22 protein-coding genes are annotated in these 26,537 nt (G+C 43.8%); 2 read left to right on the top strand and 20 right to left on the bottom strand.

Going from position 1 to position 26,537, the window contains the following annotated elements; all coding sequences use genetic code 11:
- Positions 1-10: 10 nt before the first annotated feature.
- Positions 11-1,234, bottom strand: a complete 1,224-nt coding sequence (locus FHW89_RS20425) for a glycoside hydrolase family 88 protein (RefSeq protein ID WP_172336890.1) — start codon at positions 1,232-1,234, stop codon at positions 11-13.
- A gap of 154 nt (positions 1,235-1,388) precedes the next feature.
- On the opposite strand from FHW89_RS20425, the gene FHW89_RS20420 reads away from it, so the two are divergent.
- Positions 1,389-1,922 carry a GNAT family N-acetyltransferase gene (locus tag FHW89_RS20420; RefSeq protein WP_172336889.1) on the top strand — a complete coding sequence of 178 codons (534 nt, stop codon included), beginning with the start codon at positions 1,389-1,391 and terminating at the stop codon, positions 1,920-1,922.
- A 134-nt stretch (positions 1,923-2,056) separates the two neighbouring features.
- Positions 2,057-2,950, top strand: coding sequence for a DUF2806 domain-containing protein (locus FHW89_RS20415; RefSeq protein WP_172336888.1), 894 nt, complete (start codon positions 2,057-2,059; stop codon positions 2,948-2,950).
- A gap of 103 nt (positions 2,951-3,053) precedes the next feature.
- On the opposite strand, the gene FHW89_RS20410 is transcribed toward FHW89_RS20415, so the two are convergent.
- The 19 genes from FHW89_RS20410 to FHW89_RS20320 all read right to left on the bottom strand — a co-directional run bounded on the left by FHW89_RS20410 (position 3,054) and on the right by FHW89_RS20320 (position 26,520).
- Entirely contained in the window at positions 3,054-4,364 is a 1,311-nt protein-coding gene (locus FHW89_RS20410; RefSeq protein WP_172336887.1) for a hypothetical protein, read from the bottom strand.
- A gap of 724 nt (positions 4,365-5,088) precedes the next feature.
- Positions 5,089-6,759, bottom strand: a complete 1,671-nt coding sequence (locus FHW89_RS20405) for a hypothetical protein (RefSeq protein WP_172336886.1) — start codon at positions 6,757-6,759, stop codon at positions 5,089-5,091.
- Between the two features lie 471 nt (positions 6,760-7,230).
- On the bottom strand, positions 7,231-8,532 hold the full coding sequence (locus FHW89_RS20400) for a PAS domain-containing sensor histidine kinase (protein ID WP_172336885.1): 1,302 nt from the start codon (positions 8,530-8,532) through the stop codon (positions 7,231-7,233).
- Positions 8,516-9,889 carry a sigma-54 dependent transcriptional regulator gene (locus FHW89_RS20395; protein ID WP_172336884.1) on the bottom strand — a complete coding sequence of 458 codons (1,374 nt, stop codon included), beginning with the start codon at positions 9,887-9,889 and terminating at the stop codon, positions 8,516-8,518. Before FHW89_RS20395 ends, FHW89_RS20400 begins: the two co-directional genes overlap by 17 nt.
- A gap of 21 nt (positions 9,890-9,910) precedes the next feature.
- Entirely contained in the window at positions 9,911-11,104 is a 1,194-nt protein-coding gene (locus tag FHW89_RS20390) for an ABC transporter permease (protein ID WP_172336883.1), read from the bottom strand.
- Positions 11,105-11,127: 23 nt separating this feature from the next.
- Positions 11,128-12,372 (bottom strand): ABC transporter permease, encoded by a 1,245-nt coding sequence (locus FHW89_RS20385; protein ID WP_172336882.1) that lies wholly within the window; start codon positions 12,370-12,372, stop codon positions 11,128-11,130.
- A 23-nt stretch (positions 12,373-12,395) separates the two neighbouring features.
- Positions 12,396-13,061: an ABC transporter ATP-binding protein gene (locus FHW89_RS20380; protein ID WP_172336881.1), complete on the bottom strand. Its 666-nt coding sequence runs from the start codon at positions 13,059-13,061 to the stop codon at positions 12,396-12,398.
- Positions 13,062-13,190: 129 nt separating this feature from the next.
- Positions 13,191-14,648, bottom strand: a complete 1,458-nt coding sequence (locus tag FHW89_RS20375; protein WP_172336880.1) for a TolC family protein — start codon at positions 14,646-14,648, stop codon at positions 13,191-13,193.
- A 103-nt stretch (positions 14,649-14,751) separates the two neighbouring features.
- Entirely contained in the window at positions 14,752-15,996 is a 1,245-nt protein-coding gene (locus tag FHW89_RS20370) for an efflux RND transporter periplasmic adaptor subunit (RefSeq protein ID WP_172336879.1), read from the bottom strand.
- Between the two features lie 435 nt (positions 15,997-16,431).
- The gene (locus FHW89_RS20365) at positions 16,432-17,226 is read right to left on the bottom strand and encodes an NIPSNAP family protein (RefSeq protein ID WP_172336878.1); all 795 of its coding nucleotides are present in this window, start codon (positions 17,224-17,226) and stop codon (positions 16,432-16,434) included.
- A 312-nt stretch (positions 17,227-17,538) separates the two neighbouring features.
- Complete coding sequence (locus FHW89_RS20360) at positions 17,539-18,309, bottom strand: DUF1080 domain-containing protein (protein WP_172336877.1); 771 nt, start codon at positions 18,307-18,309, stop codon at positions 17,539-17,541.
- A gap of 116 nt (positions 18,310-18,425) precedes the next feature.
- Positions 18,426-19,301: a sugar phosphate isomerase/epimerase gene (locus tag FHW89_RS20355; RefSeq protein ID WP_172336876.1), complete on the bottom strand. Its 876-nt coding sequence runs from the start codon at positions 19,299-19,301 to the stop codon at positions 18,426-18,428.
- Between the two features lie 51 nt (positions 19,302-19,352).
- The gene (locus FHW89_RS20350) at positions 19,353-20,246 is read right to left on the bottom strand and encodes a hydroxypyruvate isomerase family protein (RefSeq protein WP_172336875.1); all 894 of its coding nucleotides are present in this window, start codon (positions 20,244-20,246) and stop codon (positions 19,353-19,355) included.
- 3 nt (positions 20,247-20,249) lie between these two features.
- Complete coding sequence (locus tag FHW89_RS20345) at positions 20,250-21,494, bottom strand: nucleoside permease (RefSeq protein ID WP_172336874.1); 1,245 nt, start codon at positions 21,492-21,494, stop codon at positions 20,250-20,252.
- A gap of 28 nt (positions 21,495-21,522) precedes the next feature.
- Positions 21,523-21,963, bottom strand: coding sequence for a c-type cytochrome (locus FHW89_RS20340; protein WP_172336873.1), 441 nt, complete (start codon positions 21,961-21,963; stop codon positions 21,523-21,525).
- A gap of 143 nt (positions 21,964-22,106) precedes the next feature.
- Entirely contained in the window at positions 22,107-23,414 is a 1,308-nt protein-coding gene (locus tag FHW89_RS20335) for a sugar MFS transporter (RefSeq protein WP_172336872.1), read from the bottom strand.
- Positions 23,415-23,602: 188 nt separating this feature from the next.
- On the bottom strand, positions 23,603-24,655 hold the full coding sequence (locus FHW89_RS20330) for a sugar phosphate isomerase/epimerase (protein ID WP_172336871.1): 1,053 nt from the start codon (positions 24,653-24,655) through the stop codon (positions 23,603-23,605).
- A gap of 7 nt (positions 24,656-24,662) precedes the next feature.
- Positions 24,663-25,814: a Gfo/Idh/MocA family protein gene (locus FHW89_RS20325; protein ID WP_253952278.1), complete on the bottom strand. Its 1,152-nt coding sequence runs from the start codon at positions 25,812-25,814 to the stop codon at positions 24,663-24,665.
- 139 nt (positions 25,815-25,953) lie between these two features.
- A complete protein-coding gene (locus FHW89_RS20320) occupies positions 25,954-26,520 on the bottom strand; it encodes a gluconate 2-dehydrogenase subunit 3 family protein (protein WP_172336870.1) in 567 nt (188 codons plus the stop codon).
- Positions 26,521-26,537 lie beyond the last annotated feature (17 nt).

The following is a 26,537-nucleotide window of genomic DNA, read 5'->3' as shown; positions in this document are numbered from 1 at the left end:
GTACTTATGATTAATTTTTCTTTTTCATGTTAAAATCCTGGTACCTCTTCATCGCCTCAATAAAATAATAATCGGCATAGGTTAAAGGTACATCAACTTCGCTTTTGGCTGGCAAATGCCCTACACTATGCTCCAGTATAAAACCACCATTGGTTCCGATGGGTGCCTTATAGGTGGGTGATGATAAAGTTTTTAAAATAGTTTCGGCCGTATTGAAATACTCCTGTCCCTTATCATTATCCGCATAGCGGCAAAGCTCCAGCAAAGCCGAGGCCGCTATAGCAGCAGCCGAAGCATCTTTAAGCGCATTTGGAATATTAGTAGCGTTGTAATCCCAATAAGGTATTTTATCCGCCGGAAGATTGGGATTGGTCAGTATAAACCGGGCTATGTTTTGCGCCTGCTCCAGGTATTTTTTGTCTTTGGTTTCGCGGTACATTACGGTGTAACCATACAGTCCCCATGCTTGCCCTCTGGCCCATGCCGATTCATTGGCAAAGCCCTGCGCGGTTTTCTTTTCTTTAACCGCACCGGTTTGCGCATCGTAGTTGATCACATGGTAGGAGCTATAATCGGGCCTGAAATGGTTTTTCATGGTGGTGTTGGCATGCGTAACTGCTATTTTATAATAGCTGGAATCGCCGGTTTCATGCGTGGCCCAGAACAGCAGCTCCAGGTTCATCATATTATCGATGATCACCAGGTAATCCGACGGATTTTTTGAGTCCCATGATTTAATACAGCCTACAGTTGGGTTAAACCGGGTTGATAACGATTTAGCGCTATTAATTAAAATTTGTTTATACTCCGGTTTAGGCTCAATTTTATTGGCATTGCCAAAGCTGCAATACATCATAAAACCCAAATCATGGGTATGCGTATTGAACTGCTCTTTAGCCAGTACACCTAATATGCGGTTAGCTTCGGTTAGTAACCACTGATCATGATCCTGCTCATACAGATACAATAAACTACCGGGGTAAAAACCACTGCACCACCAGCCCGAATTGCTGTTCTCTTGCTTTTTGGTATCGGGGTGATATGTTTTTGGGAAATCCTGCGGACCTATCTGTTTCGCCAGAAATTTATATTGCTCATCCGCATCCTTAAAGTTTTTTTTGATGGTGGATGACAATTGTTTCTGCGGCTTAAAATTATCTTGCGCGTGCAGATTTGCGCCGAACGTCGAAAATAAAAATACAAAAGCAATAACAGGTAGAATTCTGAATTTCATAAAAGGTATTTATAAAAATTGGCTGGCAGTAAAAATGCAAATTTTGATCGGATTTGCAAGCAATATATTCCACTTAGGGTAAACCGTTGCTACGCTCCCCATTTTTTGTATAGTAATCATTATCTTGACCCACCATTTGTTAACCCCAATTATCATGGGCATTATTTACAGAGACCTACACTCAGCCGAACTTCACCGTATAGCTGAAATTGACCGCGCCGAGGAAATACTGGAACGTTACTATATGCAGAACGGTGAGTTACAGCTTAGGCCCGACCAGCAAATAGTTACTCATTTTGACAAAGATGAACTCGAGGAGATCATCCGTCGGCAGCACAAACTGATAGACACCGGCGGAAGGGTTATCGGCGCTTTTAACCAAAATACGCTTGTTGGCGTTGCCTCTGTGGAAGGAGTAAAACGAGGTGCCCGGAATAACTATCTTAAAATGGATATCTTATACGTAAGCAAAAACATTCGTGGACAAAAAGCAGGGCAAAATCTGCTGGAGCAATGCAAAATCATTGCAAAAAACCTGGGAGCAGAAAAGCTATACATATCCGCCACTCCAACCAAAAACACCGTTGATTTTTATTTAAAGAACGACGCAGTTATCACCAAAGAGATCAACCCGGAATTATTTGCCCTTGAACCGGAGGATATTCATTTGGAATTGGGGGTGGGCTAAAGCCTTAGTCATAACAAATTGCGGACATAGTATCCATCATATTTAATGAGACATACGTAAAGAAATTCAAATTTGATTAATGTCTAATATGATAATTATATTTACACTTAATTCTAAATAAACCTTATCAAATCATGGCTGACATACAAGTATTCGGAGCCCCAATCACAAAACTTATAGAAGTCGTTAGCGCAGCAATTGGGGTAAAATATAAGCCCAAAGCGATGCGCAATGAAGCTGACGCAAAAGCTTATGAAATTGAAAAAATAGCGGAAGCTGAAGCAAAAGCTTCTATAATTAGATCCGATGCCGAATATGAAGTGACAGAGAGAGCCAAACAACGATTGTACCATCAAGAAATAAATCGTCAAATAAACATTGACAATATAGTAGAGGAGGCCTCTAATCTCCTTAATGAAACGGTATCAGAACAACCAATTGATCCTAATTGGCGAACCAGGTTCTTTACTAAAGCTCAGGATATTACTTCAGACGAAATGCAATTACTTTGGGCTAAAATATTAGCAAATGAAATTAATCAACCTGGAAATTTCTCATTAAGGACCATAGATATTTTCAGCAATTTATCCCAATATGAAGCTGAAACGTTTTTGAAACTTGCGTCGATTTCTACAACAAGTGGTCAAATATTTAAGATCAATGGAGATATCACTAATTTCGATATTAGTTATGAAGATTTACTATTATTAAGTGCTGCTGGGCTAGTGTATCATAACCACGAATTATCTAGTACCGCACCACCGGTACATGTATTAAAACATTATACTAATAATAATGAATTAACAAAAGAAGAATATGGTCATAACTTCAGCTATCGAGAATCATTTATATGGATTTGCAAGGACAATCAAAAACTAAATCTCAATTGTTATGCGTTAACAAAACCCGGTGTGGAGTTATTAAAAATTTTAGACATAAAGGATAATAATGATTATATAAATTCACTTCAAAGTTTCTATTTAAATCAAGGCTATTCAGTAAATATTGTACCCTTACAAAAGTCTTAAATTTTGACTTCTTAGGGTCTGCTAAATAGCCATTGAAGTATAAACGATTTTTTTATAAAAACTTATGTCCTTCCGAGGGATCAGCTGAGGACAAAACCCGCCCCTACTTTTTCACCAAACTCGCCGGCGCTACCTCATGGCTTAGCAGTTGTCCAAATAATTCCCAGCGTTTTTGAGGATCTTTGGCCGTGCCGCCGTTACCTTCAACATAATTTTTCACCAGGTCCAATCCGTAATTATAGTTGATCACATAGCTGCGGTATTTTTTGATAAAGCTGAGCGATTTATCAGCTGTTTCATCATTCATAAGGCAGTATTTGGTTAAGTATGTTCTGGCTTTGTCACGTGACATCGTATTGTTTACCAGCCCCCTGGCGGCCTCGTTACGGGCATAGTTCAGGTTACCCTTAATGGCTAAAGCCTTAAAATACAGTTCAACACCAGCCGTATCTAAACCAGCCAGCGGCAGTAGCACGCTCTTGGCAAATTTCACCTTTTCATCTCCCGGGAAGGCCATCTCGATACCATAATTAGCGCTCCCTTCTGCAATCAACGACTGCGGGCTAAACAACGGATACAGTGAGATCTCTACCCACCCTTTGTCATGATACAAATTCTTTTCCAGCAGCATATTGTACACGTGGTGACCGGGATAACTTTCATGGCTGCCCACGTCAATTGCCCTATCGATAAATATTTTTAAATCCGTATTGATCTGTACGGTGCTTTTATAGCCGCCCTTGTACCAGTTGTAACCGCTCCAGGGTTTGTTGGTTACATACTCCAGAGTAAAGGTTTCGTTAGCAGGCAGTTTATAATGTGCCAGCGTGCGTTTGCGAGCCTCGGCAATGGCTGCTTTAATTACCGGGTCGAGTTTATCTTTGGGGATGATGAACTTATTAGCCAGCTTCTGGAATCGATCGTTCACGCGGCCTTTACCGGGTAAAATACTGTCCAGCTGGGCTATCTGGGCCTTAAAGTAGTCTTCGGTATACACCGGGGCCGTTACACCAAACAGTTCACGTGATTCCTCATCAAAAGGGCGTTCCTCGCCAGAAAAAATGCGTATCCGGCGACTAAAAGCCAGCAACTGATCAGACATCCAGTCGGCACGTAACTTATTGGAATCTACTACAGATGATGACGATACCGCCCTCAGCTCATTCATCAAAATATTGGCATCGGCCAGCAGGCTGTCCTTCGGGAACTCCTTGACTGGCTCTGTTTTGGTTTTCAGCGAATCGGGCCCATAGTATGCATCCACAAAATCGGAATCATACTGACCTATGGTGAGCCCCAGTTTTACATATTTGGCAGCCAGGCTGTTGAGTTTTTGATTTTCACGGTCGCGGGCTGGATCCATTTTACACGAGAATATAAACAATATAGGTGCAAAAAGCAGTAATTTCTTCATGGCAGATTTTCGGGGTGATGTAAAAGTGGAACAAGATAATAATTCCATTGTTTATAAAATAAAAAACACCGGATTGGCTCCACCGGAACTTTTTAAACCTTCAATTTTAACACTTTTTTAGTAGAAAACAGGGTAAAAAAGGCTCAAAAACAGCTCATTTTTCATTTAAAATACCCCATTTTAACACTTTTTAACAAATTTTTGAGGGGTTTTGAAAGGTTTAAAAAGTAGCAAAAAATTGGCCTTCAAATAACTACCTGTCAAACGATTGATTTTTTACCTTGTTTTTTCTTTAACCAAACAGCCCGGTGCTCTTGGGTGTAGAGTACCGGGCTGTAGTTTGTATAAATATACGAAAAAATTTGTGAAGTATCAAAGAGTAAGCATCTTGTGGCAACGCAGAAACTATCCTGGCGTATACCCGCTCTTGGCCGCGGGAGGGCCAGTTACTTTGTAGCCACAAAGTAACCAAAGGGCTTTCAGCAGAGAGGCTTCTTTGCGCACAGGCCATTGCCCTGCAAAACGATCAGAACCACGGACTGCTAAACCTTACCTCTACTTCGTTCGCTCATCACCCATACTTCAGGTAAGGTTCGCTATGTCCTTGCAACCGCACCGCCCATCATTGTTCTGCCCGTTTTTCGCCCGAAGCTTATCTGCTGACGGAGGAAGACCTAAATAATTTCAATCACTAATTCACTAACTCAATAATTCAATAATTAAATTACTTCCAGTCAAACTCCACCGTTTTACCGTTTAGTTTCCATTTTTGGGGTTGCGTATTGGTCATCCAGTCCAGGGGTTCGCCGATGGGTTGGGGTTTGGCGGCCTGGGCAAAGGCTTGTTTGATGGCCGCTTTTTGCTCCGTGCCGAGGGCTTCGGGTTGGGCCGATATAAAGAGCGGCGCACCGCTTCCGGCCAGCAGCTCCAGCCATTGCTTGTTGCGTTCCCAGGAAATATCTTTGGTAAGCCCCACACAATCGCCATCTACAGCGTAAAATTTATCATGTTGCGGCAAACGGAAAGCCAATGTATTCACCCCCATTTTACGGGTACGTTCCCATTCATGGCCGCTGGTATCATCGCCAATGCGGCACATTTCAAATACCCTTGCGGATAGATGGCTCATGGTATTGCAGCCTATAATGTAGATGCCATCGCCGGCAGCCTGGCGTATGGCGGCGTAAAGGTCGTTAATGATTTCGGCGGTGGTTCGGCTGCGGTCGTTAAAATTCCAGCCAGGCGCGGTGATGCTGTCCTTCATACCGGCACCCCATCTGCCGGTAATATCGTAGGTGCTGAAATCATGCTTAACCATATCATAGCCCCATTGCTTGTACACATCAAAATTATGCTTAATGCGAGCTATATTTTCGGGGATGGTAGGATCAAGTACCGGGTTTTTCGGATCGTCGCGGCCTGGTATTTTAGGTGCCAGCAAACTGGCTTTTTCATCATGACGGGCACAAAGCGGGCGCATCCACAAGCCGGGGCGCATGCCCAACTGCTTAATCTCGTTGGCCAGCAGGTGCATATCTTTAAACTTATCGTTAGGCTTCGAGAAATCATCGTTCCAGCCGCCATCGCCCGGCAATAAGGGCGAATAGGTTGCCCAGCCCGCGTCCACTACCGAAAACGGGCGGTTATGGGTATCGGTCACCAGGTCGGCCATCATGGCCGTTGTTTTCTTGATCAGATCAAACGAGTTATTGCCGTAGGCGAAATACCAGTCGTTAATACCATAAGCCGGCTGCTTGGGTAAGCGCGGATTGGGGCACATCATACCGCAAAACCTGCGGGTGGTATAAAAAGCGTTCTCACCAGGACGACCGTCGGTAGTAATAATATCGGCAGCATGCAACTGGCGCGAACCTAATAATACCCCGTTACCGCCGGAGTGCGTATCTAAAGTAAGTTCCAGGCTATCGTTGGTCAATCCCCACCAGCAAATAGCTTTGCAACCGGTTTTTACGCCGAAACAGGCCGTTTGTTTATCATCATGGATAATTACATACCATGGATTTTTAACCTTATCCGGATTAGTTTTCCATTGCAGGTCTCCATAAGAGCGTTCCCAATGGTCGCCCAGGAATTTGGAATTGGGACTCAGGTGATGCTTCCATTTCAGCCGAACCGCGTTGAGTTGCTGTGTTGGCGAGTTTACAAACACACCTCTGGCATTACCCGTAGTTTTAAAACTAACGCTGATATCTTTATAAGTAAACGATGAGCCATTGCTGCCTTTCAACTGAAACCATTCCTCGCCAGATTGCGCCCACACCTCGTCGGGAGCGTTGATGGCAGTGGTTTGGGTTGATGTAGCATGCGTGATCCTGCTAAAGAGTACAGCCGCGGTGGCCGCTGAAGAAAGTTTTAAAAAGTGTCGCCTTTGCATAGTTGTGAATTGGTATTACAACGTTACTAAAAGGATTCAGCTAATAAAAATATTTGGGGTGGAAAAAGAGAAAAAGCTGTCATGCTGAGCATCGTCGAAGCATGGTGGGTTGGCCTCTTTTCGACCATAAAACTATCCGTCATTGCGAGGAGGAACGACGTGGCAATCCCCTACTTACAGAACGGCCCTGCTAATTGGGGATTGCCACGCTACGCTCGCAATGACGTGGAGGTAATTACCCCCTATGCAGTCGCTCGGCTCAAGCCGAGTGACCATTATTACCCGGCCTCTGGCCGCCGTAAAAAGCAAGGTTATGTTTGAATCGCAGGCCGGCGACCTGTTGATAATCGTCACTCGGCTGGAGCCGGACGACTGTGGAGAGTGAATTAACAAAAAGATGCATGTAATGCGTCTCTACAATTTTCTTTTTCGTAGAGGCACATCACATGTGTCTCCCTTTAAACAGATGCCTTAACTATAATGTATCCTAAACTCCGTTTGTTTATCAGCCACAGTTTTGAGGCTGAATTCGAAGCCGTGGTTGAGCAATATCTCCCGCACCAGGGTAAGACCTATCCCCTGCCCGTCTTTTTTGGTGCTGAAAAATGGGGAGAAGAGGCCGGTATGCTCGCTGGCGCTAATGCCTTTGCCTGTATCGGTGATGAGCAGTAAGCGTTTGGCGGGGATGATGGTAAATTTCACGGTACCCCCATCCTCTATAGCTTCCACCGCGTTTTTTACAATATTGATGAATGCCTGCTCTAATTGCTGTTCGTCGGCTTTGAGGTGGATATCATCTGCGGGTAGCTCCAACTCAAATACCACGTCGTTTTCGCGGGCTTTGGCGCTCATGAGAGCCGCTACCGAATTGATTATTTTTTGCAGTACAACGGGTTGCTTGTTGGCCGGGGGCAGTTTTACCAGATCGGCAAAATTGCGCATAAAATGGTTCAGGTTCTGGTTTCGGTCCATAGCTACCTGCAGGGCATCTTTCAGCACATCAAATTCATGACCCTCCCAAAGCTGATCGGTATGCATAGCCGACTGCATAATGGAATTCACCGGACCAATAGTATTATTAACTTCGTGTGCCATCATCCTGATCACCTTGCCGTACACCTGTTTCTCGGCGGCCAGGATCTCGGCGGTCAGGTCTTCGATCATGATAAAATGGCGCGAGAATCCCCTATCCACAAAGTGTGATTTTTGCAGTTTAAAGGAACTTACACCATCAACCCGGGCCACAACCGTGTCGCCCGACTGTAAGTTCCGGATCTGTTGTATCAGTGGATGCTCTAATTCATAAATGGAGTGTCCCTTTAGGGCTTCCTCATTAACCGACAGCAGTTGCAGCGCCTTGGGATTTACCTGTTGTATACGGTTATCATAATCCAGAATGATGATGCCCGTTGGGGATGTATATATCAGTTTTTCTAAAAAAAAATGCTGCTGTTCCTGCATGGTACGCTCCTTTCTTAACTCATCCATCATCCGGTTATATACCCCAATCAGTTCATCAACCTCATGTTTACCGGTGGAGATTAGTTTTACGTTAAAATCCTTATCCTTAATGGCATCTACGCCCTGCATTAACAGTTTTAGCGGTTGTATCAACTGGCGGTAAAGCTGCCAGGCTATGATGGCCGAAATGATGACAACAACCTCTGAGGCAATGAAGAATAGCTTATTATCGTTAAAAATAAAGTAAGTGAGCACCAGTGTTAACAGGTGCAGGGTAACCACAAATAAAATATATTTAGTCCTCAGCTTCATCGTAAGGGATCTGGTATTTATCCAGGCGGCGGTAAAGGGCGCTGCGTGTGAGGCCCAGCGCGGCGGCGGCCCGGCTTATTTTATTTTTATGGTGATCCATAGCGCGTTTGATCATCTCTACCTCTACCTCTTCCAGTGTGAGGGTCCCTACACCGGGCAGCTGCATATTACCTTTTTTTACCGGCGATAGCTCCAGCTGTGAGCGGAAATCATCAATACCAAGTTCATCTTTTTTACTCACCAGGATAGAGCGCTCCACCAGGTTTTTCAATTGCCTGATATTGCCGGGCAGCGGTAATTGCTGCAACCATTTCATAGCGGCCGGCGCTACGGATAGCTTTGGCCGATTATAAATATCTTTTAAGTTATTGATAAAAAACTCCACCAGTAAAGGGATGTCCTTTGGCCTGTCGCGCAGGGCGGGCAGGTAAACCGTGATGAGGTTGATGCGGTAAAGCAGATCTTCGCGGAAAGTACCCTTGCTCACCATGTCGTTCAGGTTTTTGTTGGTAGCGCAGACAATACGTACATCAACTGTTTTAGTGCGGCTGCTGCCCAGCACCTCGTAGGTACGGTCCTGCAATACGCGCAGCAGTTTTACCTGGCTGCTGGCATCCAGATCACCAATCTCATCCAAAAATATGGTGCCTTTGTTGGCCATTTCAAAACGACCGATCCTGTCAAACCGGGCATCGGTAAACGCCCCGCGGATATGGCCGAACATCTCGCTTTCAAACAACGAGGTGCTGATGCCGCCCAGATTAACCTTGATAAATGGCTTGTTACGGCGCAGGCTGTTTTGATGGATAGCTTCGGCAATCAGTTCCTTACCCGTTCCGCTTTCACCCATGATGAGTACCGAAGCATCGGTTTGAGCTACGCGGCCAATGGTTTCCAGTATATCCAGCATTTTAGGGTCATGCCCTATAATGTGCTGAAAGTTGTAGCTTTTGTCGAGCTGTGAGCGGGTGCGGTGACCGGCTTTATTATCCTGCAGATCGAGCAGGGTTTTTACCGATTGCACCAGGTGTTCGTTGCTCCAGGGTTTATTGATAAAGTCGCTGGCGCCTATTTTCATACCGGCTACCGCCAGTTCAATACTGCCCCAGCCGGTTATCAGTATCACGGGTATACTGCTGTTGATTTGTTTTATTTTAGCCAGCAGATCAAGCCCTTCCCGACCGGATGTATCTATAGAAAAATTAAGATCGAGTATAATGAGCTCCGGATTTTGCTTCCGGATAGCTTTCAATGCTTCGGCCGGACCTTCGGTACACTGCACATCATAGCCTTCGCCTTTGAGCAACAATACCAGCGAGGTGCGTACCGCTAAATCATCATCAATAACCAATATCATAACAGCAGGTTAATATCGTAATTATTCTTCATGTAAAGCCACCGCCGGGTAAATTGCCGCGGCCTGCCTGCCCGGGTATAACGAGCACAGTAATACCAGCGTGTAAATGAACAGGATAGCCAGGAATATGGCGGTTACATAAATGCCCGCCTCCATATTAAACACATTAAGTAAAGGGAACTGCACGGCAAAAAACACACCGATAATTAAAGATAGAGTGGTCAATATCAACGATTCGGTGATCAACTGTGATGAAACCGCGCCGCCTGACGCTCCTACTGCCCTGCGCAGCCCAATCTCGCCCCGGCGACGGTTGATATTATACCATAACACGCCAAAAATACCCAATGATACATTGATAATAAGAAAAGCGGCTACAATAGAGAATATGATGATGGGGATTAAAGTACTCCTGTTGGTGCTTTCCCGTTTCTTTGAAAAATGCTCTATCTCTACCGATGCTTCCTTCATATAGCTGGCCACGGTTTTATACAATTTGCTCTCAAAAGCCGCATCTGCATCGGGCGATACTTTGATGACCAACTTACTTATATAGCGCATGTCGCCGGTATCTACACGATTGTACATAGCCATACCCGATGGTAAATAGTCGCCCTTGTCTTTAACATCCTGCACAACACCTATTACTTTTATCTTTCTAACATGTTTATCGTCCTGGCTATCGTCTATTAATTGCCCTAAGGCCCGGCCATTTCCAAATAAACTTTCCCTAAGCGAAGCATTGATAACTACCGACCTATTGATGCTTACCACGTCATCCTGGTTAAACCAACGGCCCTCCAATAAATTCATATTGAAAGCTTCACGATAGTTATCGCCAGTACGGTAAAAGTTAATGGGCCTTATTTCCCGTCCCTTATAAATAAGCCTGGTTGTATTTGTACTACTGGTAAACGGAATATTGCTTGATGCATAACTGAGCGTTTTTATCTGCGGCATATTTTTGAGCATAGCAGTCAGAGTGGCGTAATACTGCGTTACGGAGTCGGTAGTGTGAAACTGCTTGTTGTTTTGAAAATTAATAACCCAAACGTTATTATAAGTAAGGCCCATTGGTTTTTTGTAGTTGCGGTAATAATAGACCAGGGAGGTAAACACCCCAAAGATGACCAGGAACGAAATAAATATTTCGGTGATCAATAAAAAGTTTTGCTTCTTTTTATTCCAGATGAGTTTGAATAAATGCTTTATCATAAAAGTTTTGATTAAAGGTTTAATTATTGCGCCTTTAAGGCGGTTACCACATTAAGTCTTGACATTCGCCAGGCTGGATACACGCCGGATAACAGGCCAAAAAACAAGCAAGCCAGTAAACTATACAGTAATACCACGGGATTGATAGTGAGATCAAGATCAGGTATAAATCCGCTGCTGTTAATAACCTGTAAAATAATTATGGTCAGTATAACACCAATAATACCGCCCAATATGGTGAGTATGATATTTTCTGTAATAAACTGGTAAACCAATGTTTTTGATGAAGCCCCGAAAGCCTTGCGCACACCAATTTCAGACGAGCGCTCCATGATGCGGGTGATGTTTACATTAACCAGGTTTACGGTGGGCAGCAACATAAACAACAAAACAAACAGGCTCATAAAAAGCAAAAAGCGTGCATAACCTGCATTATCGGCATTGCCAAAAAAACCGCGGGTAAAGGTTTCAAAGTATGTGTCGGCATCGGAATGCAGGGTATCAAAATCCTTTTTCATGTTATCGGGTATGGGTATCCGGGTAACCATTTGCTCGTACTCGGTGTGCATCTTCGTTACCAGTTGTTCAGATGGCGCAAGTAATATCGCGGAGTAATCGCCCCAAAAGTCCTTATTCCGGTAATCACTCTTAGCTACAGTATAAGGCAAAAACATATTGGCATAAAAAACTTCCTCAATCTCTGGCACGTTTTTAATTACACCTGTTATCCGATAGCTTATATTATCAGCTTCAATGTATTTACCAACTACGGTAACAGCATCGCCAAAATATTCGTTCCGGGTACGCTCGGAGATTACGGCTACACGGTCGGCTTTGTTAATTTGGTCGGGGGTAAATGGCTTTCCTTCTATAAACTGATAATTAGCAATATTCCACAAATCGGCATTGGTGTACTTCATGTCGATCACTATTTTTTTGTTATTCACATACGCATTTGATGAAGTATTGCTGGAAACAATAGCCATTTTAACCCGCGTTTTTAAACTGCCAGCATAATGGGTTAAAAAATAAAAGGAGGAGCCACCACTATTTATCCATCCTTTTTTTGAGGTGTAGGTTAACCGTTTGATATACAGCGACCGGCTATTTTTATCGCCCGGATAAACCGGGTTGGTAACCTTTTCAATAAAAGCGGCAAGCACCATCAATACCGTAAGTGTTAAACTAATGCCAAACAGACTGATAAAGGTGAAGAACTTTCTGCGCCTTAATACCGCTATGGCTATTTTGAAATAATTTTTAAGCATGATATTAATTTTTAGCTGATGTATTACTGAACCTGCGAACCGTCAAATAAGCGCACAAGTCTGTGCGTTTTGTGGGCCATATTTTCATCGTGTGTTACCATCACAATGGTGGTACCCTCGTTACGATTAAGGTTGATAAGGATATCCATGATCTCGTTGCCCATGGCGCTGTCCAGGTTGCCGGTAGGCTCATCGGCCAGGATAATTTCCGGCCTGCCAACAATGGCCCTAGCTATAGCCACACGCTGCCGCTGACCACCCGATAACTGCGTTGGGAAGTGTTTGATACGGTTAGACAATCCTACTTTAGCCAGCGCTTCCGTAGCCAATTCTTTACGCTCTTTGGCGGTAGTGTTACGGTATAATAGCGGCAGCTCTACGTTATCCAACACCTGCAGATCATTGATCAAATGATAGCTCTGAAAAATAAAACCCAGTTTCTGGTTCCTGAACTGCGCCAGTTGCTTATCGGATAAATGATCGGTCTTTTGATCGCTTATCCTGATGTCGCCTTTGGACGGTGTATCCAGCAATCCCATGATATTAAGCAGCGTACTTTTGCCGCAGCCCGATGGCCCCATAATGGATAAAAATTCGCCTTTGGCCACATCAAGACTAATGCTGTTAAGGGCCAGTGTTTCGATAGTATCTGTACGGTATACTTTCTCAATATTTTGTAAACGGATCATATTTTTTAATTAGTGAATTATTGATTTAGTGAATTAGTGATAAGGCTTAGGTAATTATTTAGTGAATTAGTGATTTAGTGAATTAGTGATTTGTTTATTTTTTTGACTTTTTACTTTTGACTTATTCCCCTACTGGTACGTTATCTTATGGTTGGTTTCAAAATCATATAACGACAGCTGGCGCAGTTGGTAATAGGCTCCCCAGAAATCGCGGAGCGAGGTGATATAATCGCGCTTGGCCTGATCGTTTTCACGGAAGGCAATGCCCAGATCGGTGATGCCCAGATCGCCCAGCACGTAGCGTTCGCGGGCTATTTTATATTTTTCTGAGGCTATGCTGTCGGCCTCGGCGGTATATACCAGTTGCTCTTTCATCATATTAAAAAGGGATACCTGCGTTACAATTTGTTGTTTAAAAGTTTGCTTATCCTGCTCCACCGTATACTCCGTAAGTTGCTGGTTAGCCAGCGCCGTTTTGGTGCGCGATTTTGACCTGCCCCAATCCAATATAGGTACCGACAGCGTTAACTGTACTATCTGCTGGTTTTGCGGGTTATTGTAAACCCCGGTAATACTGGTGGCCGTATTTGAAAAACCCAGGTTAGCATTAAGCGTTGCTTTCAAACCCGTTTCGCCTTTGGCTTTAGCTACATCCCTTTTAGCTTCTGCTACTTTCCGTAAAAACCCTATAGCATCTGCCCGGTTGGCATAGGCCTCGGCCAAAACCTTATCTGATGTAACCGTCATCTGGCTGATATTTTGGGGTATTGCCAATACAATTTTGCTGTCATCTTCCAGTCCGGTGTAGCTACGAAGATTGAGGGTAGCCACTTCAATATCGCGTTTGGCGGTACCTACTGCTTTTTTAGCGTTGATCAGTTCCAACTGTAATTGCAATATTTCGTTTTTTGATACTTTCCCTAAATCGAGCTTGATATTGGCTATAGCCATTATTTTTTGCGTATTGGTATAATTTGTTTCGGCAATGTGCAAGTTAACCTGCGCCAGCAACAGATCAAAAAAATACCCTTCAACAGTAACCGCTATATTTTCCTGGTCTTCGATATACTTCTGTTTGCTCTCGTTATATTTTAGCGGTTCAATTTTTTTATCCCATTTGAGTTGGTTAAACTGAAAAAGCGGCTGTGTATAAGCAATACTATACGGAACACCGTTATACAAGGCGTTATGCCTGTCGAAATCGGTAAAACGCTGTAGTTGGGTTCTGCCGTAAATAGTACCGCCGGTAGCGGTAATACTCTGGCTAAAATCCAATTGTAGGGATGAGTTATCATTATGCACAGGCTGAAACAATATGGTACCATCGGGCTGCTGTACCTGGGTAAAGTTTTTATTATAATCTGGCAGGGTACCGCTCAGGGCCAGCTGCGGCTGATAGTTTGATTTATAGGTACGGTATTCCCAGTACTTGGTTTCGCGTACGGTAGCCGCCTGTTTAGCCGCTATGGAGTTTGCCTTGGCCATTTCAACCACCTGCTGCAGGGTTAGCCGCAGTGTATCGCTGTTACTGCGGCCAAATGCCCCTGCGCTCATGGTTAACAAACTTATGATGTATAGAATCCTCATTTTTCTTTAATATATTGATCTGCTATCCACTCAATCCTCCCGCCCTCTGGCAGGAGGATTAATGTTATGAAGAACTCCCTTCCCACAGGAGCTGAGTGGTTTATCAGTTAATAGTTACCTCTTTTGAGTTTTTATATTCGCTCATATCCGAGGTGATCACCACATCGCCAGGTTTTACACCGCCTTTAATCTCCACAAAATCAAAATTGCTGAGGCCGATATGAACCGTCCGGCGCTCGGCTTTTGAGCCATTAATCACAAAAATATCCTGGAGCGATGATCCCTTAAATGCCGGGCCATTGGCCACTTGCATTACCTTGCTATGTGCTGCAGTTACCAAAAAAACATCTACTTTCATATTGGGTCGCAGCAGCTTGCTGGAGCGATCGTCCAGCTGGATATCAAAAGAAATAATGCTGTTTTGAATGGATGGCGATACATTGGTCACGTGACCGCGCAGCTGGTTATCATTCACCCTCACAATAACCGGAATTCCGGCATGTAACTGATCAACCGAATTATCAGATATGCTGCCTTGCACCTTAAAACTGCCCAGATCGGCTATGCGGGCCAGCGTTTCACCTTCATGTATATTGGCACCTATGTTTTTGTTTACGTAGGTAATCACCCCTTTGCGGGTAGCCACTATGTTAGCCAGGTTAAGCTTGCGTTGCAGGGCGCTCAGGTCGCTTTGCTGAATGGCGGCGGCAATCTCGGCCTCCTTGATCTCTATCCGCATGGTTTGCTGCTTATTTTTGATCTCGTTTTCCAGCTGCTTTTTTTCCAGCTGGGCCACCTTCAGGTTAAGCTCTGCCTGTTCAATATTTTCGCGGGTACCGCCGCCTGCCTTATACAGGCGTTTGGCGTTTTCAACCGCATCGGCCAGGTTGCTGATGTGTAGTTGTTTGATATCGTTGTTCGACTTGATATCATAAAAACTTTTGCCGAGGTCGAGTTTTAGTTTGCTGATCTCGTTGCGTTTTGATTCCAGTTGAAAGTTGAGCTTATCATACTCGGTTTGAGTAGCGGTTTTATCAAGTGTGATGACGGATTGCCCCACATTTACTTTATTACCGGCATCCATCAGGGCGTTTTTGATGGAGGCATTGATGGGGCTGGTGATGATCTCTTCAAACTCGGGTAAAACCTCACCGGTAGCATTGATAGTGTTTTCGATATTACCCACCTGAACAGCCGAAGCAGTAATTTGTGATCTGTTTATTGATGACTTGATGAATCCCCTCAGTATCCATACAGCCAGCACCAAACCGCTGATTACGATCATCACGATCAATACGGCTTTCCGGCGTTTTTGCGTAGTTACTTCAAGGGCTATTTCCTTATCCATTTTGATACTTTTTGGATAGGGATTTGCAAGAGCTATACCAATATTAAAATATTGACTATCAAATAATTACTGATTTTATATTTTCAAAAAATGATCGATTCCGGACATTTTTGATGATAATGGACAGGTGGGATTGGGTGTGGGGAGTGGGAATCCAGACTTACGAAGTTTTGAAAACTTCGTAAGTCTTTAAATATTCTGTCATCCTGAGGAACGAAGGATCTATTAATCCACATGCTTGTTGGTGAATAGCTGCTTCATTCCGTTCAGCATTACAAATCTGTTTTTGTGTGAAGAATTAAATAACAAAATGTCATTTCGAACGAGGTACGAGGAGAAACTATCTCTTGAGCGGAGCGAAAAATCTTTTGCGCGGGATGAACTAATCGTATAAGGTTTCTCCCTACGGTCGAAATGACATGATGGAAAATAAATTTAAAAATCCGAATAGGCTGCCGGATACAAAAATATAATATCCGCATGCGATACATTGTTCTGGTATTCCGGTTTGGCTACGAGGCTTTTCCAGTAGGCGTCATTATTAAAAGCTTCCCAGTGCTTGTCGCGGTCGGCCTTGTTGTTAAAAGTGGTCATGTACATAAGGTTGGGCATACGGCTGCCGGCAATCACTTCGGAGTAAAACACAGCATTAAAACCAAGGCGTTTAAACAAGCCTACTTCGTCGCCTACATTAAACATACGCACTTTGTTAAAATTATACTTTTCGGTTGCACTTTCATAGCTGCGCAGTTCATATACCCTGTCGGCTTTGGCGCCTGTTAAATTGGGTACAGCCGGGGAGGGCATACCCGGGAAAGCCTGCAATACAATGGTTTCTATACGGGTATAAGGTGCATCTTTATAATCGGCATTGATATAGTCGTCGCCATTGGTTAAATATTCGGTATCGCCTTGCAGTTTTTTACCCATATTCACCAGTTTATCAAAAGTGGCGAAAGGGATAAAAACATAAATACGCATATCGGCAGTATCCTGCTTAACCGGTTTAAATACACCCACGTTTTTTATACCTGCCCGGTGCAGAGCCGGCACATAGGCTTGCTCCAGGTAACGCTCAATCCTTCCCTCCTGCGCTGCGGTTTTGTAATGATATATTTTAAGCTGATAATAAAACCTTTTAGCTGCCATAGCCGAGGAAGCCGACAGCCCCAGCATAAAAAATAATATCAACGCGAACAGTGAATAACGGGTTTGGTAAAGTGATTTCATGAGTTTATTAAATGCGGTAAAGATAGGTTCAAATCTGGTGATTTTTTGTTTTTTTAATAAGTAGAAAATAGGAATAAACAATATTAAAAGGGTGTCGCCCTTTGACGCTACTACTCATGGCATATTCCCTTTATGTCATTGCGAGAAGGAACGACGAAGCAATCTCATCGCGTTCAATATGCATGCGAGGAGATTGCCACGCTGCGCTTGCAATGACATGTTTTTATAAGTAATGAATCATGGCTATTATTCAAAAAAGCCCATAAGCTATCGCTTACGGGCCCTGGATTTTTTTTAAACGAATATGAGATATTACAACTCGCGCACCCAGATATTCCGGAAGCTAAGCGGTTCGCTTTTATCGCCGTGTGCCTGTAATTTGATTGGAGCGGCACCATGTTTTTTACCTTCGTATGATGCCTTACCAATGTATTGGGTTGGGCCCCATAGTTCAAAGTTATTTTCAACCAGTACACCGTTAAAGAATACGGTAGCTTTGGCTGCCGATTTTAATGAACCATCCTCGTTAAATACTGGTGCGGTCCAGATTACATCATACACGTTCCATTCGCCTGGTTTACGGCAAGGGTTTGCCAATGGGATAGCTTGTTTGTACAAACTGCCAGCCATACCGTTAACATAAGTTTTGTTTTGGTATGAATCTAAAACCTGTAGCTCATAACCGGCATCGCCTTTGCCTAATGAGGCCAGGAAAATACCGCTATTACCGCGGGCCTGTCCTTCGCCGGCAATGTTGGCAGGTACGCGCCATTCAATATGCAGCTGATAATTGGTAAATTTTCTTTTGGTTTCGATATTGCCTTTGGTTTTATCAACGGTTAAAATACCGCCTTTAACCACCCATGTTGCCGGTGTTTGATCAGCCACAGAAACCCATTCGTCCTGATTTTTGCCATCAAATAAAACAATAGCGTCAGACGGGGCCTCGCCCAATACTTTTCCCGGAACAACTACTTTTGGTATTGGTTCCCAGGTTTCGGTATCTTCTGGTTTTGCCTGTTGCGCGCTGGCTGCAAAAAAGCTTCCTGCTAAAAGCGCTGTTAATACAATTGGATATTTCATATCAGTATTATAGTTGGTTTTAAATTAGTGAGTGGTGAGTAGTGAGCGGAGAGTGGTTTGATAGAGTAAGCAAATTCCTAACTATTTACAACTCACCGCTCACTATTCACCACCTCTTAAACATGTAATGTATTTTTTAAGTACGATGCACTTTTGGCAATGCTCACATACGGATCGATATTGGTATAGTTTTCCTGCTCAACAATAAAATGTTTAATGCCGGCCAGTTTGGCTTTGCCTAAAATGGTTTTAAAATCAATATCGCCATTGCCAATTTCGGTGTTCAGTTCGGCATTGGTTTTATCACGGTCCTTAATGTGTACAAAGGTAAAACGACCCGGATGTTTCTGGAATATAGCCAACGGATCCTGACCGGCGCGAACTACCCAGTACAAGTCCATTTCCATATTCACCAGTTTAGGATCGGTATTGTTCAGTACTACATCATAAAAAGTAGTATCTCCTACCGGGTGCCATTCAAAATTATGGTTATGGTAGCCCAGTTTTAAGCCAGATGCCTTGCAGATCTCGGCAATCTTATTCATCTTTTCGGCAACACCTTTGCAGTCGTCAACCGTTTTGATAAAGTTGTGGTTAAGCGAAGGGATAATAATATAAGTTTGACCGATGGTATTGGCCACTTCGATATATGCTTTCAGATCGTCGGTTTTACCACTGCCAAAATACTGGTCAAGGCCATAGTGCCCGCTTGGTGTGCTCAAGCCGTTATCTTTTAACAGCTGACCAAAATCTTTACCCTGTAAACCCCAATAACCGGTTTGCTGATTAAAACCAAAGGTTTCTACTTCTTTGTAACCGGCTTTGGCAACCTGTGCTATCACCCCTTTTACGTCTTTTGGCAGTTGATCACGCAAGCTATATAATTGCAGCCCTACACCATTGGTACTTTTGGCCGATAGTAAATTAGGTTTTATCATCACACCTGCCGCAACTAATCCGGCTTGTGCTAAGAACGTTCTTCTGGTTGTCATGTATAATTATTTGGTTAATGTATTGGTTAGAGCAGTTGTAAACCATAAGGTTTAAACATCGCAAATATGTACCGCTTTACGTAAAGAAGCGATATGATCTGGTTGCTTCGGAATAAATTCCTGTGCTACAAAGCCTTTATGCCCTACGCCTACTATAGCTTTCATAATGGCCGGGTAATATAACTCCTGCGTATCGTCAATTTCGTTACGGCCGGGTACACCACCGGTATGATAGTGCGCGATGTATTGGTGATTGTCTCGGATATTACGGATCACATCGCCTTCATCTATCTGCATGTGGTATATATCATACAGCAGCTTAAAGTTTTCGGAGCCGAGTCTTCTGCAAAGCTCAGCCCCCCATGATACACGGTCGCATTGGTAATCTTTATGGTCTATCTTACTGTTCAGCAGTTCCATTACCAATACTACATTATGCTTTTCGGCAAGAGCTACCAAGGGTTTCAGACCTTCCACACAGTTGTTCCAGCCGGTTTCGTTATCCTTACCACGGCGGCTACCACTAAAGCAGATAAGGTTTTTATACCCTGCAGCTGCCACCTTAGGGATCATTTCCGTATAGTTCTTCTGCAATTGGGCATGAAACTGCTTATCACCAAAACCATCGGTGAGGTTTATCTCGGCACCATTACACATAGATGAGTACAGGCCATACTTTTTAAGCGTAGGCCAGTCGGCAGGGCCAACCAGGTCGATCCCTTTGATGCCGATATCTTTGGCAGCTATGCAAAGTTGCTCCACACTTATATCGCCATAACACCAGCGGCAAACCGCATGGTTAATATTTCCTTTAAGCGTATCAGGTAACATCTGTTTATCTTGTTCGGTTGATGTAAATGAGGTAAGCACGCCCGACGCTGTGATTGCCGCCGTGCCCGCAAGCATGTTTTTGATAGCCGATCTCCGGTTTTGGTTTGATCCCATTGTTTAGTTATTTGCAGGTTGATTAATAGCTTCACTATCTTTTTTGTCCTTAAAGAACAGCACAAACAGGATAAACACTACAGCCGCTATACCGGCAGGTATCAGCCATATCATTTTCCAATTATGCCCGGCAGGACTGTTATAACTGTCGGAAATTAACCCGGCAATATAAAAGCCGATCAACATACCTACACCATAAGTAGCCAGGGTTATCATACCCTGCGCGGCGCTTTTATATTGAATACCCGCCTTTGAATCAGTATAGATCTGTCCGGAAACAAAGAAGAAATCATAACAAACACCATGAAGCGCGATACCTATGAGCAACAGGAAGCTTAATTCGCCGGCGTTACCGTAAGCAAACATCGCGTACCTAACCGCCCATGCCAGCATACCTACCAGGATTGTTTTTTTAAACCCGAATTTCTTAAAGAAGATAGGCAGGCAAAGCAGGAACAACACCTCCGAACCCTGACCAATAGCCATTTTCCCGGTTGGGTTATCAACCTTAATATCGGCTAAAAAGGCGCCTGCATTTTGGTAGTAGAACGCCAATGGAATACAGATCAGGATAGAAGCCACAAAGAACACCGCAAAGTTCTTGTCTTTCAGCAGTTTCAATGCATCAAGACCAAGTACCTGCGAAACGCTAACTTTTTCGCCTTTGGCAACCTTAGGCGGAGTGTTTGGCAGTGTGAAACTGAATAAACCTAAAACCAGGGAAGCAATTCCTGCCATGAGGAAGGTGTTTTTTAAAAAGCCCCGAGCAATGCCATTGGGTGAATCCCAGTGAAACAAATAGCTTATCGATACCCCCGCCAATATCCAACCTACAGTTCCCCAAACACGGATAGAAGAAAACTCCTTCTCCGGATCGGTCATCTGGTTAAATGAAACGGAATTTACCAGCGCAAGCGTTGGCATATACAATATCATGTAACCCAATACATACGGGTAAAACGCGCCTACATCTGATGCTTTGTACATCTGATACATGAGTACAGCGCCTGCTATATGCAGTATACCTAATATTTTTTCGGCGTTAAAATACCTGTCGGCAATTAAGCCAATAATAAAAGGCGCTATGATAGCACCCCATGATTGGGTAGAAAATACAGATCCGGCCTGAACGCCTGTGGCATGTAGTGTTTTATCTAAGAATGCTCCTAATGTTACAAACCATGCTCCCCAAATAAAAAATTCGAGGAACATCATGGCAGAAAGTTTTACCCTGATTCCAGTGGTCATAGTTGTTTTTTAAGTAGATGAAATCAGGTTATTTTTTCAGGGATAAAACGTATTTAACCATTTCTTTAGCATCATCTAAAGATACAGTTGGGTGTGGTGTCATTGGGATATCGCCCCAGTTACCTTTACCACCGTCAATAACTTTTTTAGCCAGGGTTTCAATGTTGGTTTCTGTAGCTGGATATTTAGCCGCTACATCCTGAAACGCAGGACCTATTATTTTTACATCAACCTTATGGCAGGTATTGCAATCTGCTGCAGCAATTAAACTTTCGCCTTTGGCTGAACCTGCTGATCCGCCAGCCGCTTCTGTACCTGTTTTTGCTACAACGGTATCAGCATTAGCATCAGCCGCTTTTGCGGTTTGGTTTGCCGCGCTGGTGCTGTCGCTACCGCCTTTGTTTGATGAATTGCTACCGCAAGCTGTAACTACCGCGCTGATACAAAGAATAAAAAAAGCCTTTTTCATGAGTTTTTTGTTTTTTTAATAATAACCTGGCAGGGTCATATCTGTTTTATTTTTACTAAGCTGCCCGGTTTACTTCTGTTTTTTTGGGATTGGTGAATAATACGGCCGAAAAATACAATTTTTTATCATAATCAGTGTACTTTTTACACGGTAACTGTATTTAATGGCGTTGTTTTTTTTCTGCCGCGCATATATAATACCAAACCGCCGAAAGCAACTATCAATGCTACAGGAATAATGAGCGTGGTATTCAGTACTTCGGGACCAGCCGCTGACCTGGCCGCATCAAAAGCCTTAGCCATGTCTGTACCTGCCGCTGCCGACCGGTAAGCATCCAGACTGGCTCCTGCCGGAAGTTTCTGAGCCATGATAGCATCATAACGTCCTCCCATAAACATCATATAAATAGATACGCCGAACATGCCTGCACCGCCCATCAGGTTTAAGCCAACAGCTCCGGTACGAGGCAGGTTTTCGGCTACAAAGCCTATCATACAAGGCCAGAAAAAGGCTACACCTAATCCAAAAACAACAGCAGCCAGATAAATGGCGTCGCCGTGCAGGTGAACCATCAGGAAAATACCCAGGGCCGATAAAACCGCAGAAATAAGCAATACGCCCTGAGGAGCCAACCTGTGTACGATGGGACCGGCGAATGCCCTGCCCAATACCTGTACGGATGCTACGAAAGTGAGAATTAGGATAGCATTGTCGGTAACCGTTTTGAACAATACATCCGTCCATTGATTAGTAAATAATTCTGTGATAGCAGTACCAAACATACAGATGATCATGAACAGAAATAAAGGGTTCATCAAAGAAACATACATATCGCTTGTGCTTACACCTGCTGATACCCTTTCGGTAACCGGGAACTCCAGTTTGGAGAACAGGAAGCCATAAATCAATGTTGGAATAAGCATAATGGCTACTTCTAACTGCGATATCCAGTAAGGCTTTGGAGATACACCATGCGCCAGCGCTGTATCCAGCCCAAACACAACCAATGTACCGATCACGATACCCGCCGGGAACCACAAGTGAAAGTGATTAAGCTTGGTGGTTTTATTGTCGGTATATAAAGAAGCCACCAACGGATTACAGGAAGCCTCGACCGTTCCGTTGGCGATACCGATCATCAGTGTCGACAGAAACAGGGTCCAGTATCCATTAGCGAAAATGGTAAGCAGGATACCTATCAAATGAAAAACAAAAGCCGATACCAGCAATTTTTTCATGCCGATGATATCTACAATAAAGCCCCCCACAATGATAGCTAAGGGGAAGCCCCAAAAAGCTGTTGCAGCAATAGTGCCCAGTTCTGAGCCATTAAGGTGAAATCTGACGCCCTGATCGTTCAATATACCTGCACGGATACCAAAGGATAGTGATGTTACTAACAGAGATAAACAACTGGCCCTGAAAAGCTGTGTACGGTTAATGGTTTGCATTTAAAGATAATTAGGTTTTAATTTAATTGGTTAATTGGTTACCAAATATAATGCTTTTACCTTCTCACTTATCACCTTTATGTTTTGTCATGCTGAGTGTAGCGAAGTATCTATTCGTGAACATGTATGCAGACGAGCAGATACTTCGCTACGCTCAGGATGACAAAGTATTTTAGGACAAGGGGTGATTATATCCCCAGCATTTTCCTGTTAAAAGCTTCATCAGAACCTGATGCCGCGAAATCGTCGAAAGCACGCTCGGTAACCCTGATGATATGATCCTTGATAAATGTGGCACCTTCTCTTGCCCCATCTTCGGGATGTTTAAGCGCGCATTCCCATTCTAATACGGCCCACCCTTTATAATCATATTGAGTTAACTTGCTAAATATACCCTTGAAATCAACCTGGCCATCACCCAACGAACGGAAACGGCCCGCGCGATCTACCCAGTTCTGGTAACCACCATAAACACCTTGGCGACCAGTAGGGTTAAATTCGGCATCTTTTACGTGGAACATTTTGATGCGCTCGTGATAGATATCGATATATTCAAGATAATCCAGACATTGTAGTACAAAGTGCGATGGATCATACAACAGGTTGGCGCGTTTATGATTGTTCACTTTTTCCAGGAACATTTCATAAGTGATACCGTCATGCAGGTCTTCGCCGGGGTGAATTTCGTAGCAAAGGTCGATGCCATTGTCTTCATACACATCCAGGATCGGTTTCCAGCGCTTAGCCAGCTCATCAAATCCGGTATCTACTATACCTGCAGGCCGTTGCGGCCATGGATAAACCATTGGCCAAAGCAAAGCTCCGCTGAAAGTTACAGAGGCGTTTAGTCCTAAATTTTTGGAAGCCTGCGCGGCATATTTTACTTGCTGCACAGCCCATTTTTGTCTTTCAACCGGGTTATTACGAACAGCCTCCGGTGCGAAAGCATCAAATAGCGAATCATAAGCTGGGTTTACGGCTACCAGCTGACCTTGCAAGTGGGTTGATAGTTCTGTGATCTCCAAACCGGCAGCGTTCACAATGCCTTTGATCTCATCAGCATAAGTTTTGCTTTCGGCAGCTTTTTGCAGATCGATAAAGCGGGCATCATTGGTTGGCAACTGAACGCCTTTGTAACCCAGGCCTGCGGCCCATTTACAAATAGACTCCAAACTGTTAAATGGCGCTGTATCGCCTATAAACTGCGCTAAAAATATGGCAGGTCCTTTTATAGTTGTCATAGTTTTTTTAAATAGAAAATTCAGTCCACTTTTTATCTGATTTGCCCGAGGCTATTACATTTTCAATAAATGCCATGCCTCGTACCCCCTCTTTTACTCCCGGAAAATCCAGTTCTTCGGGTGTTGCAGTTCTGCCCTCAATACCAGCTTTAACGGTTAACGCAAAGTTGCAGTAAAGGTTGGCAAAGGCTTCCAGGTAACCTTCGGGGTGACCAGCGGGTGTACGGGTATTATGCTGCGCGAACGAACTGGTGTAACCACCGCCTGTGCGCCATACCTCCATCGGTTTGTCGGTGTACATCACGGTTAATGAGTTAGCATCGCTTTGGTGCCATTCCAGTCCGCCATTTTCGCCGTAAACGCGTATTTTAACGTTATTTTCTTCGCCAGCGGCAATCTGGGTAGCGGTTAGTACGCCGCTCGCACCATTGTTGAATTTAAGCAGCGCGGCACCGTCATCATCCAATTTGCGACCTTCAACTACGATATTTATATCGGCACAAATTTTAGTAACCTCTAAACCAGTCACATATTCGGCCAAGTTAAAGGCGTGGGTACCGATATCGCCCATGGCACCTGCTATGCCACTTTTACCCGGATCGGTGCGCCATGAAGCCTGTTTATTATCATCGCCTTCCAAAAAGCTGCTGAGCCATCCCTGCGGATATTCTACATACACTTTACGGATGGCCCCTAATTTTCCTGCTTTTATTAATTGTTTGGCTTCTTTTACCATCGGGTAGCCGGTATAGGTATGGGTAAGGCAAAATAATTTACCTGTAGCCTTAACTATTTTATCCAGCTCTTTGGCTTCGGCTAAAGAAAAAGTCATGGGTTTATCTAAAACAACATGAAAGCCATTTTCCAGCGCCATTTTTGTTGGGGCGAAGTGTACGTGGTTGGGTGTTACAATACTGATCACCTGTACGCGCTGGTCCTCTGGCAGTTGTTTTTCTTTTTCGATGAGTTCGGTGTATGAGTTGTAGATGCGATTGGCGGGTAATCCCAATAACAAACCGCTGGCTTGTGATTTTTCGGCATTGCTGCTAAAAGCGCCGCAAACCAGTTCATATTCACCATCTATACGTGCGGCTATGCGGTGCACGGCGCCAATAAACGCGCCCTGACCACCACCGATCATTCCTAATCTTAGTTTCATTTGTAGTTTAATGTGTTAGTATCAAGTAGTTAGTACCAAGTATCAGGATCTGCTATAAATGTCAAATATCAAGACGTTGTTTTCCTCGTCTTGATACTTGATACTAGCTACTTGATACCTGAAACTAAAAACTAATTTATCAGGTAGCCCAGGCTTTATCACCTTTTTTGTAGGGCACGTTGCCGTCATAACGTCCGGGTACAGCAATGTAGCGCAGGGCTTTAGTTGCACCAACTTCCGAGGTAAAGTAACCCAGCAGGGTTAACTCTTTCATCATACGGAAGTAATGGTTCGGATCTTCGGGCTTTTTGTTTTTGGTGTAGTTCTTTTGTTCGGCATCCAGTTCGGTAAGCAATTCGGTGCGTTGTTTAGCATCGGCTTCCATAAACGATTTACTGAATTTTTTCTTGCTGGCCTCATCCAGATCAGAGATACCTTTTACAAATATCTTCTGATCCTCTGGTTTATAGCAATCCTGAACCATCAGGGCCATAAATTTGCCTATAGCGGCGGCTTTGGCTCCTGGGGTGCTGGTAGCAGGTAAAATGGTTTCGCCAATTTCATCAAATAAAGCAACGTTGTTTTCATCAAACAATTCGTTCACTTTTTTGGAGCTTGGTTTACAGCCCGAGATAAAAAACTCAGCGCCGATAATGGTACCTCCCAGTATCAATCCAACCCTGCCTAAAGCTTCTCTTCTATTCATGATTAATTATTGATTTA

Source organism: Mucilaginibacter sp. SG564, from assembly GCF_013149275.1.
Taxonomy (GTDB): Bacteria; Bacteroidota; Bacteroidia; order Sphingobacteriales; family Sphingobacteriaceae; genus Mucilaginibacter.
This window is presented reverse-complemented; position numbering and strand designations above follow the sequence as displayed.

Bases quoted from the DNA above. Each gene is read 5' to 3' on its own strand.
- FHW89_RS20405 (WP_172336886.1), bottom strand. From the start codon at position 6,759: ATGCAAAGGCGACACTTTTTAAAACTTTCTTCAGCGGCCACCGCGGCT.
- FHW89_RS20355 (WP_172336876.1), bottom strand. From the start codon at position 19,301: ATGACAACCAGAAGAACGTTCTTAGCACAAGCCGGATTAGTTGCGGCA.
- FHW89_RS20365 (WP_172336878.1), bottom strand. From the start codon at position 17,226: ATGAAATCACTTTACCAAACCCGTTATTCACTGTTCGCGTTGATATTA.
- FHW89_RS20370 (WP_172336879.1), bottom strand. From the start codon at position 15,996: ATGGATAAGGAAATAGCCCTTGAAGTAACTACGCAAAAACGCCGGAAA.
- FHW89_RS20385 (WP_172336882.1), bottom strand. From the start codon at position 12,372: ATGCTTAAAAATTATTTCAAAATAGCCATAGCGGTATTAAGGCGCAGA.
- FHW89_RS20350 (WP_172336875.1), bottom strand. From the start codon at position 20,246: ATGGGATCAAACCAAAACCGGAGATCGGCTATCAAAAACATGCTTGCG.
- FHW89_RS20395 (WP_172336884.1), bottom strand. From the start codon at position 9,889: ATGATATTGGTTATTGATGATGATTTAGCGGTACGCACCTCGCTGGTA.
- FHW89_RS20325 (WP_253952278.1), bottom strand. From the start codon at position 25,814: ATGAAACTAAGATTAGGAATGATCGGTGGTGGTCAGGGCGCGTTTATT.
- FHW89_RS20415 (WP_172336888.1), top strand. From the start codon at position 2,057: ATGGCTGACATACAAGTATTCGGAGCCCCAATCACAAAACTTATAGAA.
- FHW89_RS20345 (WP_172336874.1), bottom strand. From the start codon at position 21,494: ATGACCACTGGAATCAGGGTAAAACTTTCTGCCATGATGTTCCTCGAA.
- FHW89_RS20420 (WP_172336889.1), top strand. From the start codon at position 1,389: ATGGGCATTATTTACAGAGACCTACACTCAGCCGAACTTCACCGTATA.
- FHW89_RS20330 (WP_172336871.1), bottom strand. From the start codon at position 24,655: ATGACAACTATAAAAGGACCTGCCATATTTTTAGCGCAGTTTATAGGC.
- FHW89_RS20380 (WP_172336881.1), bottom strand. From the start codon at position 13,061: ATGATCCGTTTACAAAATATTGAGAAAGTATACCGTACAGATACTATC.
- FHW89_RS20425 (WP_172336890.1), bottom strand. From the start codon at position 1,234: ATGAAATTCAGAATTCTACCTGTTATTGCTTTTGTATTTTTATTTTCG.
- FHW89_RS20335 (WP_172336872.1), bottom strand. From the start codon at position 23,414: ATGCAAACCATTAACCGTACACAGCTTTTCAGGGCCAGTTGTTTATCT.
- FHW89_RS20400 (WP_172336885.1), bottom strand. From the start codon at position 8,532: ATGAAGCTGAGGACTAAATATATTTTATTTGTGGTTACCCTGCACCTG.
- FHW89_RS20340 (WP_172336873.1), bottom strand. From the start codon at position 21,963: ATGAAAAAGGCTTTTTTTATTCTTTGTATCAGCGCGGTAGTTACAGCT.
- FHW89_RS20320 (WP_172336870.1), bottom strand. From the start codon at position 26,520: ATGAATAGAAGAGAAGCTTTAGGCAGGGTTGGATTGATACTGGGAGGT.
- FHW89_RS20360 (WP_172336877.1), bottom strand. From the start codon at position 18,309: ATGAAATATCCAATTGTATTAACAGCGCTTTTAGCAGGAAGCTTTTTT.
- FHW89_RS20410 (WP_172336887.1), bottom strand. From the start codon at position 4,364: ATGAAGAAATTACTGCTTTTTGCACCTATATTGTTTATATTCTCGTGT.
- FHW89_RS20375 (WP_172336880.1), bottom strand. From the start codon at position 14,648: ATGAGGATTCTATACATCATAAGTTTGTTAACCATGAGCGCAGGGGCA.
- FHW89_RS20390 (WP_172336883.1), bottom strand. From the start codon at position 11,104: ATGATAAAGCATTTATTCAAACTCATCTGGAATAAAAAGAAGCAAAAC.